We start from the raw sequence: 19,781 nt of genomic DNA, 5'->3' as shown, positions 1-19,781 counted from the left end.
CCGCAGGAGGGTTGCCGACTTATGCGCCCAGTGCGGCGAGCGCGGCGTCGTAATTGGGCTCTTGCGCGATTTCCGGCACCAGTTCGGTGTATGCCACATTGCCGTCGGGGCCGATCACCACGATGGCCCGGGCAAGCAGCCCGGCCATGGGGCCATCGGCGATGGTGACGCCGTAGTCCTCCCCAAAGCTGTCCCGGAACGCCGACGCGGTCGTGACGTTCGCGGTGTCCTCCGCGCCGCAGAATCGCTTCTGGGCGAATGGCAAATCCTTTGACACGCACAGCACGGTGGCACCGCTGGCCGCGGCGCGCTGGTCGAAGGTCCGCACGCTCGTCGCACACACCGGTGTGTCGACCGAGGGAAAGATGTTCAACAACACGGGCTTACCGCGGAACTGCTCGCTGGTGACCGCCCCGAGATCGCCGCCGGTCAATGTGAAGCCTGGAGCCGGAGCCCCGACAGTGGGTAGCTCGCCGACCGTATTGATCGCGTTTCCTCGCAGAGTTATCTGTGCCATGCGCACAGTCTGCCAAGGCCGGCGCGGCGGCCTTGGGTGAGGTCCGAAGTGTGGATGTCCTAATTTGTGGGGTACATGACGTAGACGACATGCCGTCGCCGGGTCAACACTGGGTCCATGGCTCGAAAGGTGGTGCTTGTCGGCTTCCCCGGCGTGCAACCGCTTGACGTGGTGGGGCCCTACGAAGTGTTTACCGGCGCATCATTGCTGACCAGCGGCGGCTACGACGTCGTGGTGGCCTCAATCGGCGGCCAACCCGTCACCACCGCAACCGGCCTGGGATTCGTGTCGATGCCGCTGCCGGACCCGAATGACCCGCTCGACACCGTCGTGCTGCCCGGCGGCGCCGGCGTCGACGCCGCGCGAGCCGACGTCGACCTGATGGCCTGGATCAAAGCGGTGTCCGGCAATGCGCGCCGCATGGTCACCGTCTGTACGGGCGCATTTCTCGCGGCTGAAGCGGGACTGCTGGATGGCCATCGCGCCACCACGCATTGGGCCTTTGCCGAACGGTTGGCCCGCCAGTTCCCAGCCGTCGACGTGGATCCCGACCCGATCTTCGTCCGTAGCAATGAGACGGTGTGGACGGCCGCGGGTGTCACCGCCGGGATCGACCTGGCGTTGTCGCTGGTCGAGGACGACCACGGCACCGAGGTCGCGCAAACGGTCGCCCGCTGGCTCGTGCTCTATTTGCGCCGACCCGGCGGGCAGACCCAGTTCGCGGCGCCGGTGTGGCTGCCGCGGGCCAAACGGGCCCCTATCCGCAGGGTGCAGGAGGCCATCGAGGCCGAGCCGGGCGGCCCGCACAGCATCGACGACCTGGCTCGCCGGGCGGCGATGAGCCCACGCCATTTCACTCGCGTGTTTACCGACGAGGTCGGCGAGGCGCCCGGCCACTACGTCGAACGCATCCGCACCGAAGCCGCGCGCCGTCAATTGGAGGAGACCGACGACACCGTCGTGGCCATCGCCGCCCGCTGCGGTTTCGGTACTGCCGAAACCATGCGGCGCAACTTCGTTCGCCGGGTCGGCATCTCGCCCGACCAATACCGGAAGGCGTTCGCCTAGAAGTAGGGAGACCACCGATGACCCAAGTTGCGTTCGTGACCTACCCGGGCGTTACCGCGCTGGACATGATCGGCCCGTATGAGGTGTTGCGAAACCTGCCGGGCGCCGAGCTGCGGTTCGTCTGGCACGAAACCGGACCGATCACCGCCGACTCAGGCGTACTCGTGATCGGCGCCACGCACTCGCTGGCCGAAACACCTTCGCCCGACGTGATTCTCGTGCCGGGTGGCCCGTCGACTCCGGTGCACGCGCGCGACGAGAAGCTGCTGGACTGGCTGCGTCAGGCCCACCGGACGGCCAGCTGGACGACGTCGGTGTGTTCGGGATCGGTGATCCTGGCTGCCGCCGGCCTACTGAGGGACCGCCGCGCTACCTCGCATTGGCTGGCCATCCCGTTGCTCAAGGCATTCGGCGCTGAGCCCGTCGTCGACGAGCGGATCGTCGCGCAGGATGACATCGTCACTAGTGCCGGCGTATCGGCGGGACTCGACCTGGCGCTTTGGCTCGCCGGCCAGATCGGCGGGAAAGGCCGCGCCAAGGCCATCCAGCTGGCGATCGAATACGACCCGCAACCACCGTTCGACTCCGGGCACATGTCGAAGGCTTCGGCAACCACGAAAGCCGCCGCGACCGCGCTGCTGTCCAAGGACAGCGCCAAGCCGGCCAACCTGGCTGCCGCGGCAATGCTGGCGTGGGAGCAGGCGCTTCAGGCGGTCCGGTCCCGGCGCCGGAGGCGGCAGCCCGTCGGTTAGCCGTGTCGGCTACCTTGCAGCAGCCGTTGGTATTTGGTGAGCTCCAAGCCGGGCGGCTGCAATGTTGCCGGTGTCTTCCCGTCGGCTAGGTGCCGGGCGAAGGTCTGCATCGTTGCGGCATAAATCAGGGTGGATGCCAGCGGGTACACCAATACTTTGACGCCGAGTTCAGCAAACTCCGCCGGCGTGAGGTCCGGGGTCTTGCCCTCGACAACGTTGAACATCACCGGCACGTCCACCGCCCTGGCGACGTCCTCGATCTCTTTCGGTGTTTGCAGCATCTCGACCAGGATCAGATCAGCGCCGGCATCCGCATAGCACTTGGCGCGGCGCAAAGCCTCGTCGAAGCCGCTGGTCAACCGGGCATCGGTGCGGCCGATCAGCAGAAACTCCGCATCGGTGCGCGCCTCGATCGCGGCACCAATCCGTGCGGCATGTTCCTCGGCCGAGACCAGCTCGATTCCTGGCATCGCGCCGCAGCGCTTCGGGAAAATCTGATCCTCGAGATGGATCGCCGCCACTCCGCAGGCTTGGTACTCCCTAACCGTGCGCGCGACGTTGTGTGGGCCGCCATAGCCGGTATCGGCATCGGCGATGACCGGCACCTCAACCGCAGCGGCGAAGGCCCTGCCGCGCTGCACCATCTCGGTCATCGTCAACAGCCCCACGTCCGGTGCGGCCAGCAGCGACGCCGACAACCCATTGCCAGTCATGTAGACGGCGCGGAACCCAGCCTGCTCAAATATCCTCGCCCCCAACGCATCATGGGCGCCCGGCGCGATCAGCAACTCGTCGCCCGATAGGAGATCACTCAGCTTCGGCACCAGCCGATCGTAGCTGTACGCCGCGACTATCCGGGTGGAGTCCCGCCCGCGCCAACATCGCGTTGCTCGCGTTGGGTTGCGATCCGGCGTGAGAATTCCGCAAAAGCATCGGCCACGGCGGCAGGCTGTTCGATCCAGGGGAAGTGACCGGCCTCGGGGACGATTCGCCAGATCACGTTCTGGGTGTGGAAGCGCTCGGCCTGCCACAGCGACTGTGTAACAACGCGGTCAGCCGAGCCGCTCACGATGAGCGTCGGTAATGTCGTTGGCCACCAAGCTGATTGGTAGCGGTGGTCGAAATTCGCGTCCGACCATTCCACGGCCCGAGAGTTGTAGGGCAGTCGCGCAAGAAGCTCGGTACCCTTCGCAACGCTTTGGTCCCCGAAGCTCCACGGTGCCGACGCTGTGGAAACGACACGAAGATTCTCGTCGGTGGGATCGGATTGGTAGCGGGTCATCGCCTGCTCGACGTGGGGCAACGGATGATTGCGCGCCATCTCCTCGAATATCGGCAGCCACGAAGCGTCCGGGGCGCTGCTGATCAATACCAGTCCCTCGAGGCACGCGGCCAACGCCGGCATGGAAAGTAAGTATTCGCCACCCGTGGAGTGCCCGACGAATACGGGATTGGGCACTGCGTGGGCCGCTTCAAGCAGGACATCGGGCCAGACACTGTAGGGGTCGGTGGGTGCACTTGGCGCATCGACGTTCGAACCATCACCGGGCAGATCGACCAGCCACGAGCTGCCGGGCACATCCAGCGCATCCACCAATTCATGCAGGCTCTCCGAACCGATTCCCGGGCCGCCGGGAAGAAACAGCCAATTGAGAGCCCCGGCGCGACTGACGCGTCGGCGCAGTCGTACCCCGGACGGTGTCCAATGAACGTGCCGCATTTCCTTTCGAACCTACCAAGGTGTCGTGCGCTCGCCGCTGCCGTCTCAACGTCTTGCTACACAGGGACTTTCGTCCGCACTCTAGATCGCGCAATAGCGGGCCGTCGCGGGTAGGCCGATGCGCAATTAGGCTCAACCAGGCTAGCGGGCAGCCCCGGAGAGATATGGAGTGAAGATGAGCGTGTTGGACCTGTTTGACTTGCACGGCAAGAGGGCCCTGGTGACCGGTGGATCCAGCGGCATCGGCAAGAGCGTGGCGCTAGCATACGCTCAAGCCGGAGCTCAAGTGGCTATCGCGGCAAGGCATTCCGAAGTTCTGGAACAGGTCGCCGAAGAGATCTCCGCGGCCGGTGGCGAGACGGCCGTGCCCATCAATTGCGACGTGACCCAACCGGGGCAGGTGACCAGAATGCTGGACCAGGTGACCGCGGAGTTGGGTGGGATCGACATCGCGGTCTGCAACGCCGGAATCATCACGGTCACCCCAATGCTGGACATGCCGCCGGAGGAGTTTCAGCGCATCCAAAGCACCAATGTGACGGGCGTTTTCCTTACTGCCCAGGCGGCGGCCAAGGCAATGGTTCGGCAAGGCCAAGGTGGGGTCATCATCAACACCGCTTCGATGTCGGGCCACATCATCAACGTCCCACAACAGGTAAGTCACTACTGTGCCTCCAAGGCCGCGGTCATTCACCTCACCAAAGCCATGGCCGTGGAGTTGGCGCCGCACAAGATTCGGGTCAACAGCGTCAGTCCGGGCTATATCCTCACCGAACTCGTCGAGCCCTACACGGATTACCACTCGCTGTGGGAGCCCAAGATTCCGCTCGGACGGCTGGGCCGGCCCGAAGAACTCGCTGGCCTCTACCTCTATCTAGCCAGCGAGGCGGCCAGCTACATGACCGGTTCCGACCTGGTGATCGACGGTGGATACACCTGCCCCTAACCGTCACCGCACGACACAGGGACGGCCGAATCGGGTGCGCACGCCAGGCGAAAACAGCGCGCGCAACCGATCGCCACTGGGTTGCACGCCACCCGCGTCGATAAGCTCGTCGTTTAGCTCGACGATCTCCGCGGCCCGTAACGGCCATGGTTCATGCTCGTTCGGCACCCACCAGGTCCGGCCGGCCTTGCGCGCATGCGCGCCCCACCGGGCGGTAAGCCACACTTCCAGCGGAGTCGGGTCAACCACGTCACCAATGGTGATCGTCAACAGGCTGCGCAGTCCGCGCCGTGGCCAGCGCCGCACACTGTGATATGTAATGCCCTCGTCAGAGCGCATCATAGCCATCTTCGCCCAGCAGTAGGGGATGCCGAGCCCCATCCGGGTGAGCGGCACGACGGCTAGTCGAGCCGTTTCCAGCGACCGGAAAAGTACCCCGTGCCGGCCGGCATTATCAATCGAATACAACCGGACATTGGTCTCCGGGAAGGTGCCGAAGTACGGGATCGGCAGTGCGGCGCCGAGTTTGGTGCTGCTCATGCGAAACGGAACCAGCCCGGCGTAGGTCATCCCATCGGCAAAGACATCGGGGCGGGTCCCGGGCGGGTACATCCTTTCAACGGTCTCCGGCAGCACCGGCCAATGGATAAAGGTCAGGTCACTCCAGCGCTGGTCGAAGGTGGTCGGACGGGGCAGTCTTGGCGGCGTGACCGGGTACCCCGATAGGGCAGGGCGCTCGCCGGGTTCGGCGCCCGACGGGCCGGGTATGGGGGGCATCAGACCATCGTGACATGCGATTTGGCCCATTGCGCTGGTTGCCCTCGTGGCCCGCCGAGTGCAATTACATATCGAATTGGGGGAAGCAACGGGTCATTTGCGGCTTAAAGTAATTGCGTCGGAGAGGTTCGAACGAGGTAATCGCCCCAACGAGTAGTGGAGGTAAGGACCAATGAAGTTCACCACGATGATAAAGACGGCGGCCGCGGTCGTGGCCGTGGCAACGACCGCTATGATCACGGCACCGCTGGCGTTGCCTGCCTATCCCGTCATTGGCAAACTTGGCAGCGAGTTGACGATGACCGACACGGTTGGCCAAGTGGTCCTGGGCTGGAAAGTCAGTGATCTCAAATCCAGCACCGACATCATCCCGGGCTATCCGGTGGCCGGCCAGGTTTGGGAGGCCACCGCCACTGTCAATGCGATCCGTGGCCCCGTCACCCCCGCCATCTCGCAGTTCAATGCCCGCACCACCGATGGCGTTAACTACCGGGTTCTGTGGCAAGCCTCAGGTCCCAACACCATCAGCGGAGCCACCATCCCCCAAGGCGAACAATCCACCGGAAAAATTTACTTCGACGTCACCGGCCCATCGCCGACCCTGGTTGCGATGAACAACGGCATGGAGGATCTGCTGATTTGGGGGCCGTAGGCCGCATCTAGTCCACGCCCAATGGACCGCTGAGGTATTGGGCACGGCAGGCCCGGCGAGCCAGCTTGCCGCTGGTGGTGCGCGGAATGGCGCCGGCCGGCAGGAAGCGCAGGTCAGCAACGGATAACCCGTGACGGTTCGACACCGCGGTGCGAATCGCCTCGATTGCCGGCTGTGGGTCGGCGCGACTGGTGCCTGCCGCACGTTCGGCGATGATCACCAATCGTTGGCTGCTGACGTCCCCTTCGGTGGCCGGAACGGCGAAGGCCGCGACGTATCCCCGCCGCACCATCGGCGAGGCCTCCGCGGCGGTGGCCTCGATGTCCTGCGGATAGTGGTTGCGGTCATCGATGGTCACCAGATCCGCGATTCGGCCGGTGATGTAGAGCTCACCGTCGAGGTATACGCCTAGATCCCCGGTCCGCAGCCAGGCGCCGCCGATCGCCGATCCGTCGGCGTGGCTGCCTTCGGCGAGCTGCGATTGCAGCTTGGCCCCGAATGTCTGCTGGGTTTCGCGCGGCCGTCCCCAATACCCGCGACCGACGTTGTCGCCCTGCAACCAGACTTCGCCGATCACACCGTCGGGCAGTTCGGCGCCTGCTTCGGGACCGGTATCCGGGTCGACGATTACGGCCCACAGGCTGCGGGCCACATGCCCGCACGACACCTGCACGACGGCGTTGGGGGCATCCGCCGTGACGCGTGTTGCGTGTCCGGCGCCCAACTGCTCCCGGTCAAGATAGACAACCGTCGGCTCAGCGGCGTGGTCGATGGTCGCGACAAGCAGCGTCGCCTCTGCTATGCCGTACGAAGGCTTGAACGCCGTAGGTGGTAAACCGTAGGGCGCGAATGCCTTGTTGAACGTCCGCACCGCATCGATGCTGACTGGTTCCGAGCCGATGATCAGCACGACATTGCTTAGATCGACATCGTCGCCCTGCGCGGGTAGCCCGCGCTGCGCGGTCCATTCGTAGGCGAAGTTTGGTGCGGCGGTGACTACACGCCCGGTCCGAGATCCAGCCGCCAACGCGTGAATCCACCGCTGCGGCCGCCGGACAAATGCCGTTGGCGACATCAGCGTGGAGTGCCCGCCATACACCGCCGGAAAGCCGATCATGGACAGGCCCATATCGTGGTAGAGGGGTAACCAGCTGACACCGTGGGTGTTCCGGTTCAGCAGGTCGATCGACAAGATCATCTGAACCAGGTTGGTACCGACCGCGCGGTGGGTGATTTCCACACCGACCGGGGGTCGCGTCGAGCCCGACGTGTACTGCAGGTGGGATACGGCGTCGATGTCCAGCTCGACCGGGGCGAACAGCTCCCCCGCCGAATCGGGTATCTCGTCGAGGACGATGACCTGCGGCTTTCGTAGGCGCGGGAGGCTGTCCAGAAAGCTCTCAACGGCGGTTTTCGCCGCCGCCGTCGTGAGCACGACCGCGGGCTCTGAATCGCGAAGTGCCGTATCGAGACGTTCGGCGTGGCCCGGCAGTTCCGGAGCGAACAACGGCACCGCAATCGTGCCAGCTTTGATCGCGGCGTAGAACCCGCAAACGTAGTCGATGCCCTGTGGTGCGAGGATCGCAACGCGGTCGCCGGCACCCGCGAACTGTTGCACGCGCGCACCGATGGCCTGCAATCGGACACCGAATTGGGCCCAGGTCACTTCCAGGGCGCATCCGTCAGCCGAGCGGGTGTGGTCCAGGTAGCGATACGCCACCAGGTCGCCGACATACCTGATGTTGCGGTCGATGAGCGAGATCAGCGTGGTGCCCGGCGGCAATGCGATACCGCCGTCAACATCCAAGCAGTCCTCGATCTGTAACAGGCCACTGCGAACCTTGGATTCCTGCCGGGAGCCGCGATTCATAACCGCAGTCTAGGCACCGCGCGCATCATGAACGGAAAGGCTGGCCCGCAGCAGCTGGCGACCGGGTCGACTAGAGTCCGAGCCACACCACCCCCAACATCGCCGTTGCGGCGGGTAGCGAAACACCCACCGGAAACTGGCTAGTAGGAGCTTTCGTGGACCCAGCCGACGTCACCGTTCCGACAACCAGTCGCGGCGCCGCGCTGGCCCGAGTGCTCGCGTACCGAGAGCGGGGCCGGGCCAGGCCGATCCTGATTCGGGGGACGCTCGCCGTTGTCGGTGGCGGGCTGCTCGTCGCATCCATCCCGTTGATCGTGGTGCTCCCCGAGGCCGGTATCCCGGCCGTGCTGGTCGCCCTTCGCCTCCTCGCCATCGAAGCTGAATGGGCCGCGCGCGCCTTTGCCTGGACCGATTGGCGCTTCGCGCAGCTGCGCGACTGGTTTCATCGCCAGGCACCGGCTACCCGCGCCGCAATCCTGATCGGTCTGTTCGTGGCGGCCGTCGCTCTTGTGTGGCTGCTCGTCTACGAGATTTGATCCGTGGCACCGTCATCGCCTGGACCCCTCACCTACATTCGCGCACTGCGGCGCGACGGTAATCGAATTGTTGCCGTCGCTGCGGCCGAGCTCGACAGCCCGGTGCCGAGTTGCCCCGGGTGGACCATCGCCGATCTCGTCTGGCATGTCGGCAACGTTCATACCTTCTGGAGGCTGGTCGCTGCTGGAGCTATCGCCGGGCCGGATACCTACCGGGAGCCAGCCCGGCCGGCGAATCAGGTCATTGTGGATTGGTTTCGCAGCGGTGTGGCGGAGACTGCGGACACGCTCGGGCGAATCGAACCTGCCACCCCGGCGTGGACATGGGGGCGTCGCAAGGACGTTGGCTTCATCCAACGACGGGTCGCTCACGAAACCGCGGTCCACTGCTGGGATGCCGTCAGTGCGGCCGGGGTCGACGAGCCCATCGAACGAGAGCTGGCTGTCGACGGTGTCGCGGAGTTCCTGAGCGATGTGCTACCGGGAATGTCCGACGATCTCGACGGTCAGACCCAGACCGTTTGCTTGCGCGCCAACGATGTTGACGCGCAATGGACGGTCCGCGCCGGACGCGGGGCGTGCCACGCGATGTCCAACGGCGCCACGGTCGACGCCACGGTGAGCGCCACGGCGTCGGATCTTGTTCTGCTGCTATGGGGTCGTCGCCAGACGGATCAGGTGCAGGTGGACGGCGACATCGAGGCACTCAAGCGATTTCTGGCGCGGGCAACCTTCTAGCGCGCGGCGCTCACAGTTTGAGCACGCGTCCCGCGATGACCAGATGTACCTCGTCGCAGACGGCTGCCACGCGTTGGTTGATCGTGCCCAGCAGATCCCGAAATAGCACGCCCGAACGATGGGCAGGCACCACCCCGAGGCCGACCTCGTTTGTCACCACAATCGCATCGGGCAGTCCGGTCAGCGCGCCACACAGCCGGTCGAGTCGTGCTTCGACCGCAACGTATACGTCAGCGGTGGCAACGTCCCACAATGCCTCGCGGTCCATGAGGGCCGTCAGCCAAGTGCCCAGGCAGTCCACGAGGACGCGACACCGAATCTTGGACAACGCCGTTGACACGTCGTCGGTTTCCACCGTCAGCCAGGTCGGTGGGCGGCGAGCGCGGTGCCGCGCGACCCGGGAATCCCACTCGGGATCGCTGCCATCGGCGGGGCGGCCGGGGGCAACGTAGACGACGTCAGCGGCATCGCTCAGCAGCGCCTCGGCGTGCGTGGATTTTCCCGAGCGGACGCCGCCGGTGACCAGTATCCGCACCGCGTCATCGTAAGCAGAGCGCTCTGGTCCCGCCGCAGCTCCATCATGGCGCTCCCGGCACGAGAAAGGGCAAGGCCGGCAGGCAACCGTGCCGGGCCAGGTTGAGCACGGCATCGACATCAAGGTGCCGTTCGACGAGATCGCCGAGCAGGTCGAGGCGGCGCTCGCGAGCGGACGGGAAGCAGGCGCCCGACGCGGTGAGTCCGAGCGTCTCGCGCAGGAAAGTCTCGCGAAATGCGTCACCTTCCAACGAGCCGTGCCACATCGTGCCGAATACCGGTCCGCTGCGCGCGCCGCCGAGGAACTCCTCGGCCGCGTCACCGCGGGCAATCCGGCCGTGGTGAATCTCGTACCCCGACGCAGCCACCCCCAATCCCTCGCCGCGCGGTAGCCGCAGCACCTTCTGGGCGGCGAAGGTGGTCTCCACGTCAAGCAAACCCAAGCCGTCGACCTCGGCCACCGGCCCTTCGATGCCGTTCGGGTCCCGAATCACCCGGCCCAGCATTTGAAACCCGCCGCAAATGCCGAGCAGCGGCTTGCCGGCCGCCACATGCGCCAGCACCGCACGGTCTAGGCCTCGCGCCCTCAGCCAGGCCAGATCGCTGATCGTTGCCCGGGTACCTGGCAACACGATCAGGTCGGCGTCGCCCAGCGCGCGGGCGTCGGAGGCGAACACGACATCCAAGTCGGGTTCCAGGCCCAGCGCGTCGACGTCGGTGAAGTTGCTGATCCGCGGAAGTCGCACGATGGCCACCCGGCGGGCCCCGGTCCGTGCCGCGCGCCGGCCCTGAACATCGAGGGCGTCCTCTGAGTCCAGCCAGAGGTCGGGGTGCCACGGCAGGGTGCCGTACACCCTTCGCCCGGTGACCCGTTCCAGGTCGCGCAGACCTGGCGCCAGCAGGTCGGAGTCGCCGCGGAACTTATTCACCACAAACCCCGCGACCAGCGCCTGGTCCTCGGGAGACAGCAGCGCGACGGTGCCCAGGAACGCAGCGAACACCCCGCCGCGGTCGATGTCACCGACGACAATGGTCGGCAGCGCCGCGTGCCGGGCAAGCCCCATGTTGACGTAGTCACCCGCGCGCAGGTTGATTTCGGCCGGGCTGCCGGCCCCCTCCGCGACGATGACGTCGTAGCGCGTGGCGAGGTCGTCGAAGGCTCGGTGTGCCGCCTCGGCGAGGGCCCGCCGCCCGTCAAGCCAGTTCGACGACGCCAACTCGCCCCAGGGTCGGCCCATCAACACTACGTGGCTGCGGTGGTCGCTTCCGGGCTTGAGCAACACCGGATTCATGGCCGCCTCGGGTGTGGCCTTGGCCGCGAGTGCCTGCACCCATTGCGCTCGACCGATCTCCACACCCGCGCCGTCCGGGCCGTTGCAGACCATCGAGTTGTTGGACATGTTCTGCGCCTTGAACGGCGCCACGTTCACGCCGCGTCGGGCCAACGCGCGGCACAGCCCCGTTGTCACGACGCTCTTACCGGCGTCACTTGTCGTGCCGGCGATCAGCAGACCCGACATCAGCCGTGCCTCAACCCGAGGAGATTCACACCCCGCCCGCCTCCGCCTTGGTCCAGTCGCTCAGTCCGGAAAACCGTCGAATTCATTGCTACGCCGAGTTCGGATCGTGTTCCACGACGCGCATCTCCGCAAGGCCCGCTATTTCGCTAGTGTCGCAAGTTGTCCCGTTGCGGTGCCGTCGTTTCCCTCGGAAGATGGGCCGGGTGGTGGGGCTGGCTCGGTGCCCCAGGTTCCCGGCATCACTGGCGTGCGTGGGCTGCCGCCGAACGTGTCGTTGGGTAGCGTGATCAGTCCTGCGGCTGGTCCGGGACCAGCCTGGTGGGCGGTGCCGGCGAACCCCAGGGTGCCCGCTCCCCGATCCGAGGCCGTCGTCGCGGCCTTCTCGTTCGGCGAACCGCTCGGGTCTTGCTCGGCTTCGGGGGCCAAATCCACGTACTCGTAACCGCGGCCGAGCCGGTTGACCTTCGCTGGCCGGCGCCGCCGCGATCGAGCCTGTTCTTGGGGGCTCGCGGCGACGGCCGGGGCCTGGGCGTCGTCGGGTTCCGTTGCCTTCTTTCGGGCGCTGTTGCCCGCCGCCTTCCGAGCTCTGGCGGCCGAGTCCAGGCCACCCACCAGGTAGGCGTGGCTTTCCATACCCACCCCGGTCACCGCCGGTGGTGCGGTGGTCGGTGGGGGTGGCGGCCCGGGGGCGGGGGCGGCCGGGGTCGCGGCCGCCGGCACCGGCGCCGGGGCCGGGCCTGGGGTGGGGGGCGGGGTCGGGATGGTCGGAGCAAGCGCCACGGCGGGTGGCGGGACGGGCGGCGCGGGTGGCGGGCCGACCAGGCCCGCCAGCCCCGCCAAGCCCGCGAAGCCGGCTGCTGCCGCGGGGGCGGCCGCCAACGGCACCAACGGCACGGTCAGCAGCGGCAAAACAGCCGGGAGCAGCACCAGAGTCTGCTCGAGCAGGGTTTTAACCAACGCAATGGTGTCGGTGATGATCGTGCCAATGGCTTCGACGGTGGTGAACATCAGGGTGAAAGCGATAGTCGCAGGATTTCCCGTCGCGAACGCGGCGGCAAGATCCGCCGCGATAAAGGCGAAGGTTTGTGACAGATAGGCGACATAGGAACCAATGTCCATCGGGTAGCCGAGGGCAAACGCAATGTTGGCCGGGCTAAGGAAGGTAAGTGGATTGCCGAGGAACGGCAGGTACGGATCAATTCCGGAAAATATCGCATGTATGAAGGGGATGTTCGCCAGCCAGTTAATGAACGGTTGGATGACGTTGTTGTAGAAGGCGGTATACCCGATCTTCTGCAACCATTGCAACCATTGCTGGACCGGGTCTTCCTGGCCGGGCGGCGGTACCGGCTCGTCGGCATCGGCGGCCAGCGTGTTGGCTTTCACGATCTGCGGCGCCGGAGTGGTCTGGGGTGCGGCGGCCACCGCCGCGGTCGAGACCGCTTGGTAGGTGCCCATCACGGTGGCCGCCTGAATCCACATTCGGGCGTAGTCGGCCTCGTTGAGCGCGATCGGGATGGTGTTGATGCCAAAGAAATTCGTCGCCACCAGCACCACGCGGGTGGCGTGGTTGTCGGCCAGCTCGGCCAGCGTGGGCATGGCCGCCAGCGCGATGGTATAGGCGGTGGCCGCGGTTTCCTGTTGGGTGGCCATGGCCGCGCTATCAGCGGCGGCCTGCGCCAGCCACGCCAGATACGGGAAATGAGCGGCCACATATATCTGGGCGGTAGGGCCGTCCCAGGTCCCGGCCTGCACCGCCGCCAGCAGCGCGGCCAGCTCGTCGGCAGTCTCGGTGTAGGCGGTGCTCAGCAGGCTCCATGCCGCCGCTGCGGCCAGCAACCCATCCGGGCCCGCGCCGCTGCTCAGCAGCGCCGAGTGCACCTCCGGCGGTGACGCCATCCAGATCGGAGCGCTCATCGGCAGACGCCCGCCGCTGCCGGCACCACCGTGGTGAGTGGCGGTGCCGTGCCGGCGGGCGCGGTCGCCAGCCGCGCGGTGAGCGCTTCGATGAGGGTGGTGGCGGATCGGCCGCCCAATACGGTTCGCAGCGTCATGACAGGTCAGCCTTCTCGGGGTACGCCGCCCCGGGTGAGCAGGATGCGATGACGCGAGTCTCCTGGCTCCCGGGTCGTTGCTCGCCTCGCCTTCCAGCCCGTGGCCGTGGCATTTGAGGGTCGCTACCCGGTGACAGTGGCGGGACCGCGCCGGATTCTCACCGGCTTCCTGCGTCGTCATCGCCTTACGCGGAGAATCTTTGCACGCAAAGTGCCGGCCCGCATGTCGAGCGGAAGCGCAATCGCACAGGCACGCGCGATAACAGGCGTACTTACTCGCCGGCGGCCGGCTCGTGTTCGCTAGGTTCGCTATAAGGCGCACCGAAATGCGGCACTTCCAGCGGATCGTCTCGACGTGCGGCTGTGACGGCGCTGTTCAGCAGCGGAGCCAGCCCCGCGAACGAGCCGACGTCGAACAACAGCAGCGTCAGAAGGCGGTTGTGCACGTATCCGAATGAACTGCCGGTCTCCGGGTCAGCCCAGCCGATCGTTCCGCCGAGACCGATGTGGCCATATCCCTCCAAAAGTCCTGGGACGGGGGACGATTGATAGCCATGGTGGTAACTGAAGGGGATACCGAGGTTCAGATCCAGGGTCAGATCGGATTTCCCCCGTAGTCCGCGCACCAGCTCGGAGGAGAGTAGTCGTGTTCCGTCGATAGCGCCGTCGTTGGCAATGGCCGCGTACATCTTGGCGAGGGCGCGCGCGGTCACGACCCCGTTGACGGCGGGAATCTCGCCATCGAGAAACGGCATATCGCCCTGCAGCATGGAAAGGATGCCAGGGAAGTAAATCGAGCCCAGAAGCCCGGAGAACGACAACCCGGCAACTTTTGGTGCCAAGAAGTCGAGCAGCGGCGTGGGGATGTTCGTTTGGGGTAGCAGTGTCTGTGCCACCTTGGTGGGTGCGGCTGCGGGCGGGCGGCCGAGATGTATGCCGTCGGTGTCGAGCGGGCGTGCGAGCTCTTCGCGGAATAGTTCCCGCATATCTTTGCCGGTCACAGCCCGGGCCAGACCGGACAACAGCCATCCGTAGGTCACCGCGTGATAGGCCATCTTTCCGTGCGTGCGGTCCAGCGGCGCGGCGGCCAGTTTCGCCTCCATCAGCAGATGGTCGAGCACTTCCTTCTTGCCCACGCCTTTGAGATGCGACAGGCCGGATCGGTGTCGCAATACGTCGCTGACGGTGATCTCGGACTTGCCGTTGACTCCGAACTCGGGCCAGTAGTCGGCGACCGGTGCGTCGTAGTCCAGTAGGCCGCGGTCGACCAACTTGTGAATTACCGTCGCCGCCAACCCCTTGGTCGCGGAGAACACCATGGCGCCGGTATCGGCGGTCCACGGCACCTTCCCACGCCGATCGGACCACCCGGTCCAGACATCGACGACCTGCCGACCGTCTACATAGACCGACAGTGCGCCGCCACCGAACTTGCGTCCGGGGTACAGCCCAGCGAATGCACGGATGACACCGGCGAAACGTGAGTCGCAGGCGCCCTGCACGCCGGAGGGTAGGCCATCGTCGGCGGTGAGGATAGACGGTCGCGCCATACCGTGAATGATTGCAGCCGGGGTACCGGCGACCAATCCGGGTAGCCCCGCTACATCCAGAAGTGCCCGAGCGCATCGGCCATGGCTTCGGGGTCCAGCTTGTCGGTGTTGCAGCTGATGGCCACCGACGTCCGTCGGTCACTGCTGATGTGGAACGCCGTGACGAATCCGGCCCAGGCCCCGTCGTGGTCGAGCGTGCCGTCGGCCAGGGAGAAGATTCCGGCGCCATAGCGGTCGCTGGCACCAGGTTCGGTTTCCACGGCTCCGGCGAGTTGGGCCTCGAGTAGCTTCGGGCCGCCGACCTTGCCCGTTCGGTAGTTGTCCGCCCACCGGGCCAGCTGGCTAGGTGTGGTTTGGATGGCACCGTCGCCGATCTGCTCCCAGGCCGGATTGGCCACCCGGTACTCGGGCCGGTTCCCGGCAGCCCCCTTCTCGTACGACACGGCTTTGTTGGGAACCTTGCCGACTGGATCCACCACCATGGCCAGACCCAGCGGTTGGAAGATCTCGTCGCGCAGGAATTCGGGCAGCGGTTGCCCCGAGGCGCGGTGGACAATCTCGCCGAGCAGCAGGTAGTTGGAGTTGGAGTAGTCGAACCTGCTGCCAGGGGCCAATCCCAGCTCCGGCGCGGCTGCCAACGCCTGCAGGGCTTCGGCTTCGGTCGTGCGGTCGCTGACCTGATACCCCTCGGCTTCTAGCAATCCGACGTAATCAGGGATGCCGCTGGTTTGATGCATCAGCTGCTCGACGGTGACCGTTTGGGCCCACTGCGGCAGCTCGGGTAGGTATTGGGATATCGGGTCAGCCAGGGTCAGCTTTCCCGACTCGACGAGCAGCAGGATCGCAGTGGCGGTGAACTGCTTGGACACCGAGGCGATATCGAACACGGTGTCCGTGGTGATCTTTGCCCCGGTTGCCAGGTTCGCAATGCCGCGGACGCCTGTCCAAACGACTTTCCCCTCGACACCCACCGCGGCCGAACAGCCTGGCTCATCAGCATTGATGGCGTCGTCCAGCACGCGCTGACTGCTGGCCTTGATATTGGAGGTGTCTGTGGTGGTCGCGGGTGTGCTTGTCGTGTGCTGGCCGGTGCAGGAGCCGAGCAGCAGCGCGGCGGCCAGAAGTCCCAGCCGCATCTGCCGGTTGTGGCTAGTTCGATTCGAGCCCGTTGTAGTCGAATTCATCTGTCCAACAGTATCTTTCGCATGGTCGTCCGGTCCAAGCTGCCCTGTCGTCCGTCGTCGACGGCCACCGGCTCGGTCGCACCCACGGTGCGGGCCAGACTACGCTGCCAGCGCTGATCGCCGGGCAGCACCGCGCGGGCCCTGGCGGCGTCGCTTGAGATTCGAATCGATCGCGGGTTTCCGTGAAGAAACGGACCGGAAAGATTTCGGCGGCCTCGAGTTTGCTCAGCGTTTACTTCGGCCCGGAACCATTCAGTTCCCAATCAACCTTCAGCCGGTACACGTTGGCATGACGAAGGGCTTACATGGCGCGCCCCATACCTTCGCTGTTGGCAGCCGCAACGGTGCTTGGTTGCGTCATCGGCTGCTCGACCGACCAACGCGCTACCCCAGCGTCGGGTGATCGTAGGTCCGGTTGTCGCCAGCTCGACGCGTCTCTGGCGTGGCACGACGGTGTCCGTGAGTTTTTGCAAGCCGCGATCGAGGCCAACAGCAGGTGCAACCACACTGCGAACGGTGCTACGCGCAAGGTCGCGATCTTTGACTGGGACAACACCATTGTCAAGAACGACATCGGGTACGCGACCAACTACTACATGCTGACGCACGATCTGGTGCTGCAGCCGGCCGACCAGGACTGGCACACCGCCGGCCGATACCTGACCGACGCGGCGGCGAACGCGCTTAGCGCGGCGTGCGGCAAGGATGTGCCCGCCGGCAAGCCGCTGCCGACCAGCACCAACGCGCTGTGCGCGGACGAGATCCTGTCCCTTCTCGACGGCCAAACCACTACGGGACAGCCGGCTTTCGCGGGAAATGACGCGCGCCGTATGGAGGGACCCTACGCGTGGGGCAACGCGCTCTCGGCAGGCTATACCGCCGAGGAACTCGCCGGTTTCGCCGAAAATGCCAAGAAACAGAACCTTGCCGCCAAAATCGGGGCCACCCAGCAGGTCGGAACTCAGGAGGTAGCCGGTTACATCCGCGTCTATCCGCAGATCAAGGACCTCGTCGGGACGCTGCAGGCGCACGGTATCGACACCTGGGTGGTGTCGGCGTCACCCGAGCCGATCGTCAAGGTGTGGGCGGGCGAGGTAGGTATCGACGATCGGCATGTCGTCGGAGTCCGCAGCGTCGCCGACCAATCGGGGAAATTAACCGCTCACCTGATCGGCTGCGGTGGGGTAAGCGACGGCGAAGATTCGGTCATTACCTACCTCGACGGCAAACGATGCTGGGCCAATCAGGTCATCTTCGGGGTGAGCGGCCCGGAAGCCTTCAATCAGCTAGCGGAGAATCGTCGGCAAATCCTCGCGGCGGGCGACTCGAACAGCGACACCACGTTCGTCGGCGACGCCACGGCGGCGTCGCTCGCGATCAACCGCAACAAGGACTTGCTCATGTGTCGGGCCTACGACGGCCTCTTCACCAAGGGCGGTAAGTGGGCGGTCAACCCGATGTTCATGGATCCGTTGCCCCAGCACGCGCCATACCGGTGCGGGCAGGCATCCATCAGCCCCGACGGGTCGAAAGGACCGGTACTGGGCGCCGACGGCAACCCAATCCCGGATCAAGTCGACACGGTCTTTTAAGCCATCAGGCGTCCGGACTTACCGGTAGGGTACGCGGCAGCACTAGTTCGGGCCATTTCAGCTGTCGTATCGGGAGTCATGCATGTCGGGTCGGAGGTTTTCGTTCGAGGTCACCAAGACCACTAGCGCGTCTGCCGCGACGTTGTTCCGGCTGGTGACGGACGGTGGCCGGTGGTCGGACTGGGCGAAGCCGCTCGTCGTTCAATCGGGTTGGGTGCGCCAAGGTGATCCTGCACCCGGCGGTATCGGGGCGATCCGCAAGCTAGGGATATGGCCCGTGTTCGTACGGGAGGAGACCCTTGAGTACGAACAGGATCGTCGTCACGTCTACAAGCTGGTTGGCCCCAAGACGCCCGCCCGGGATTACACCGGCGAGGTGGTTCTCACGCCAAATGCGTTGGGCGGCACAGATATCCGGTGGACGGGTTCGTTCGTCGAGGGAGTCGCCGGGACGGGCCCGGTAATGCGGGCGGCCTTGGGCGGCGCGGTCAAGTTGTTTGCCGGCCGGCTGGTCAAGGCTGCCGAGCGCGAGTCTGCCAGCGCTCGGTAGCGTTGCATTCGCTTGGCTCAACGGCTTTGGCCCTCCTTCGGCCCGGCCTCGTCCTGATACTTCTTGGTCATGTGGTCGATGGCCTGCAGCTGAGTCTGTGCGAGTTCTTCCCGCACCTCGCTGGCCCGCGCAGCGGCATCGAGTGTTGGTTGCGCCTGTCCCTGGAAATGCGGCATCACTTCGGCGGCGAATAATTCGGCGGATCGTCTGGTGGCGGCCGGGTTGGCCCACTCGTGGCCCATTTGCAGCATGCAGCCGAATCCGCCGGATTGGTCCCACAGCCGCTGCACCTGCGCCCGGGCCCGCTCCGGTGTGCCGATCACGCCGGCACCGCTGTCGTTGATGATGTCGATCATTTCGTCGAGCTGATCCCCCGGCATGGTCATCTGCGGGAATGCGGCCACCTTCTGGAAGTACCGGAACCAACCCTCGATGCCGAATTTGACGTCGGCACGGGCCTGCTCGTCGGTCTCGGCGATGTGGAATGGCCCGACCAGGGCCCAGTTCGTGCGGTCGACCCGTGTCCCGAAGGCCGCTGCGCGCTCTTCGACGATGCCCCAGTGATAGGCGAGGGCATCGAAGCCCTCAATCGTCAGCGTCGCCCCGATGGATAGCAGGCCGATGCCGTGCTTGCCGGCAAGGCGCGCCCCGGTCGGGGAGGCGACCGCGGCGACCGCCAAACCGATCCCAGCGTCGGTGTACGGGGCCAGCTGCAACCGGGCGTCGAACAGCTGGTGCGTGGCGGTCTTGGCGGTGACGGTCTCGCCCGCCAGCAGGCGAACCACAATGTCGAGGTTGGTTTCCAGCAGTTCGCGAGTGTCGGTGGGAGTCAGCCCGATCATCGCCGAGTCGGTGGGTAGTGAGCCCGGTCCCACCCCACCGATTACGCGACCATGGGTCAGGTGATCCAGCAACATCAACCGGTCGGCGACCCAGAGCGGGTTGTGGTAGGCGAGCGAGATGACACCGGTACCAAGCCGTATCCGCTTGGTCCGCTCCGCAGCGGCGGCGATGAAGACCTCTGGTGAGCTGATGATCTCGCTGCCCGCTGAGTGGTGCTCGCCGATCCACGCTTCGTCGAAACCGAGCGCGTCGAGATGTTCGATGAACTCCAGGTCACGCTGTAAGGCGAGCGTTGGATTGGTGCCTGCGCGGTGGAATGGGGCGATGAAGTATCCGAACCTCAGCTTGGCCATGGGGGGCTCCCTTGCGATCGGCGTG

General features: G+C 65.6%; 20 protein-coding genes and 1 riboswitch. Of the genes, 8 read left to right on the top strand and 12 right to left on the bottom strand.

Features of this window, described 5'->3' with window-relative positions; all coding sequences use genetic code 11:
- Window positions 1-19: 19 nt before the first annotated feature.
- Window positions 20-517, bottom strand: coding sequence for a thiol peroxidase (tpx, locus tag AADZ55_RS12410; protein WP_085326773.1), 498 nt, complete (start codon window positions 515-517; stop codon window positions 20-22).
- Between the two features lie 117 nt (window positions 518-634).
- On the opposite strand from tpx, the gene AADZ55_RS12405 reads away from it, so the two are divergent.
- Window positions 635-1,585: a GlxA family transcriptional regulator gene (locus AADZ55_RS12405; RefSeq protein ID WP_119185059.1), complete on the top strand. Its 951-nt coding sequence runs from the start codon at window positions 635-637 to the stop codon at window positions 1,583-1,585.
- A gap of 17 nt (window positions 1,586-1,602) precedes the next feature.
- Window positions 1,603-2,337 (top strand): DJ-1/PfpI family protein, encoded by a 735-nt coding sequence (locus tag AADZ55_RS12400; protein ID WP_085326772.1) that lies wholly within the window; start codon window positions 1,603-1,605, stop codon window positions 2,335-2,337.
- On the opposite strand, the gene AADZ55_RS12395 is transcribed toward AADZ55_RS12400, so the two are convergent.
- Both AADZ55_RS12395 and AADZ55_RS12390 read right to left on the bottom strand, forming a co-directional pair.
- Entirely contained in the window at window positions 2,334-3,161 is an 828-nt protein-coding gene (locus AADZ55_RS12395) for an isocitrate lyase/PEP mutase family protein (RefSeq protein ID WP_207569140.1), read from the bottom strand. The genes AADZ55_RS12400 and AADZ55_RS12395 overlap by 4 nt on opposite strands.
- A 26-nt stretch (window positions 3,162-3,187) precedes the next feature.
- Window positions 3,188-4,057, bottom strand: a complete 870-nt coding sequence (locus AADZ55_RS12390) for an alpha/beta fold hydrolase (RefSeq protein ID WP_085326771.1) — start codon at window positions 4,055-4,057, stop codon at window positions 3,188-3,190.
- Window positions 4,058-4,232: 175 nt separating this feature from the next.
- Between AADZ55_RS12390 and AADZ55_RS12385 the strand changes: the two genes are divergently transcribed.
- Window positions 4,233-5,003, top strand: a complete 771-nt coding sequence (locus AADZ55_RS12385) for an SDR family oxidoreductase (protein WP_085326770.1) — start codon at window positions 4,233-4,235, stop codon at window positions 5,001-5,003.
- Between the two features lie 3 nt (window positions 5,004-5,006).
- Here AADZ55_RS12385 and AADZ55_RS12380 read toward each other — a convergent pair whose 3' ends face one another.
- Window positions 5,007-5,780 (bottom strand): YqjF family protein, encoded by a 774-nt coding sequence (locus AADZ55_RS12380; protein ID WP_085326808.1) that lies wholly within the window; start codon window positions 5,778-5,780, stop codon window positions 5,007-5,009.
- 172 nt (window positions 5,781-5,952) lie between these two features.
- Here AADZ55_RS12380 and AADZ55_RS12375 point away from each other — a divergent pair, with 172 nt between their 5' ends.
- Complete coding sequence (locus AADZ55_RS12375; protein ID WP_085326769.1) at window positions 5,953-6,432, top strand: MPT63 family protein; 480 nt, start codon at window positions 5,953-5,955, stop codon at window positions 6,430-6,432.
- A gap of 7 nt (window positions 6,433-6,439) precedes the next feature.
- On the opposite strand, the gene AADZ55_RS12370 is transcribed toward AADZ55_RS12375, so the two are convergent.
- A complete protein-coding gene (locus AADZ55_RS12370) occupies window positions 6,440-8,302 on the bottom strand; it encodes a fatty acyl-AMP ligase (RefSeq protein WP_085326768.1) in 1,863 nt (620 codons plus the stop codon).
- A gap of 155 nt (window positions 8,303-8,457) precedes the next feature.
- Between AADZ55_RS12370 and AADZ55_RS12365 the strand changes: the two genes are divergently transcribed.
- Both AADZ55_RS12365 and AADZ55_RS12360 read left to right on the top strand, forming a co-directional pair.
- On the top strand, window positions 8,458-8,838 hold the full coding sequence (locus tag AADZ55_RS12365) for a hypothetical protein (protein WP_085326767.1): 381 nt from the start codon (window positions 8,458-8,460) through the stop codon (window positions 8,836-8,838).
- 3 nt (window positions 8,839-8,841) lie between these two features.
- Entirely contained in the window at window positions 8,842-9,576 is a 735-nt protein-coding gene (locus AADZ55_RS12360) for a maleylpyruvate isomerase family mycothiol-dependent enzyme (RefSeq protein WP_085326766.1), read from the top strand.
- A 10-nt stretch (window positions 9,577-9,586) separates the two neighbouring features.
- On the opposite strand, the gene AADZ55_RS12355 is transcribed toward AADZ55_RS12360, so the two are convergent.
- The 6 genes from AADZ55_RS12355 to AADZ55_RS12330 all read right to left on the bottom strand — a co-directional run bounded on the left by AADZ55_RS12355 (window position 9,587) and on the right by AADZ55_RS12330 (window position 16,418).
- A complete protein-coding gene (locus AADZ55_RS12355) occupies window positions 9,587-10,111 on the bottom strand; it encodes a bifunctional adenosylcobinamide kinase/adenosylcobinamide-phosphate guanylyltransferase (RefSeq protein ID WP_085326765.1) in 525 nt (174 codons plus the stop codon).
- A 43-nt stretch (window positions 10,112-10,154) separates the two neighbouring features.
- The gene (locus AADZ55_RS12350) at window positions 10,155-11,630 is read right to left on the bottom strand and encodes a cobyric acid synthase (protein WP_085326764.1); all 1,476 of its coding nucleotides are present in this window, start codon (window positions 11,628-11,630) and stop codon (window positions 10,155-10,157) included.
- 138 nt (window positions 11,631-11,768) lie between these two features.
- A complete protein-coding gene (locus AADZ55_RS12345; protein WP_341286190.1) occupies window positions 11,769-13,547 on the bottom strand; it encodes a PPE family protein in 1,779 nt (592 codons plus the stop codon).
- Window positions 13,544-13,684 carry a hypothetical protein gene (locus AADZ55_RS12340; protein WP_165759465.1) on the bottom strand — a complete coding sequence of 47 codons (141 nt, stop codon included), beginning with the start codon at window positions 13,682-13,684 and terminating at the stop codon, window positions 13,544-13,546. Before AADZ55_RS12340 ends, AADZ55_RS12345 begins: the two co-directional genes overlap by 4 nt.
- A gap of 36 nt (window positions 13,685-13,720) precedes the next feature.
- Window positions 13,721-13,898, bottom strand: a riboswitch (cobalamin riboswitch).
- A 58-nt stretch (window positions 13,899-13,956) separates the two neighbouring features.
- On the bottom strand, window positions 13,957-15,234 hold the full coding sequence (gene lipD, locus AADZ55_RS12335) for a lipase LipD (RefSeq protein ID WP_207569172.1): 1,278 nt from the start codon (window positions 15,232-15,234) through the stop codon (window positions 13,957-13,959).
- A 50-nt stretch (window positions 15,235-15,284) separates the two neighbouring features.
- The gene (locus AADZ55_RS12330; RefSeq protein WP_085327425.1) at window positions 15,285-16,418 is read right to left on the bottom strand and encodes a serine hydrolase domain-containing protein; all 1,134 of its coding nucleotides are present in this window, start codon (window positions 16,416-16,418) and stop codon (window positions 15,285-15,287) included.
- 305 nt (window positions 16,419-16,723) lie between these two features.
- Between AADZ55_RS12330 and AADZ55_RS12325 the strand changes: the two genes are divergently transcribed.
- Together AADZ55_RS12325 and AADZ55_RS12320 are read left to right on the top strand one after the other, a co-directional pair.
- Complete coding sequence (locus tag AADZ55_RS12325; RefSeq protein WP_085327424.1) at window positions 16,724-18,010, top strand: haloacid dehalogenase-like hydrolase; 1,287 nt, start codon at window positions 16,724-16,726, stop codon at window positions 18,008-18,010.
- A gap of 82 nt (window positions 18,011-18,092) precedes the next feature.
- Complete coding sequence (locus AADZ55_RS12320) at window positions 18,093-18,560, top strand: SRPBCC family protein (RefSeq protein ID WP_085327423.1); 468 nt, start codon at window positions 18,093-18,095, stop codon at window positions 18,558-18,560.
- A gap of 17 nt (window positions 18,561-18,577) precedes the next feature.
- Here AADZ55_RS12320 and AADZ55_RS12315 read toward each other — a convergent pair whose 3' ends face one another.
- Entirely contained in the window at window positions 18,578-19,756 is a 1,179-nt protein-coding gene (locus tag AADZ55_RS12315) for an LLM class flavin-dependent oxidoreductase (RefSeq protein WP_085327422.1), read from the bottom strand.
- Window positions 19,757-19,781: the final 25 nt, after the last annotated feature.

Origin of the sequence: Mycobacterium decipiens, from assembly GCF_963853665.1 — a bacterium.
Lineage (GTDB): Bacteria > Actinomycetota > Actinomycetes > Mycobacteriales > Mycobacteriaceae > Mycobacterium > Mycobacterium decipiens.
The sequence above is the reverse complement of the archived record's forward strand: the minus strand, read 5'-3'. Positions and strand labels throughout refer to the sequence as shown.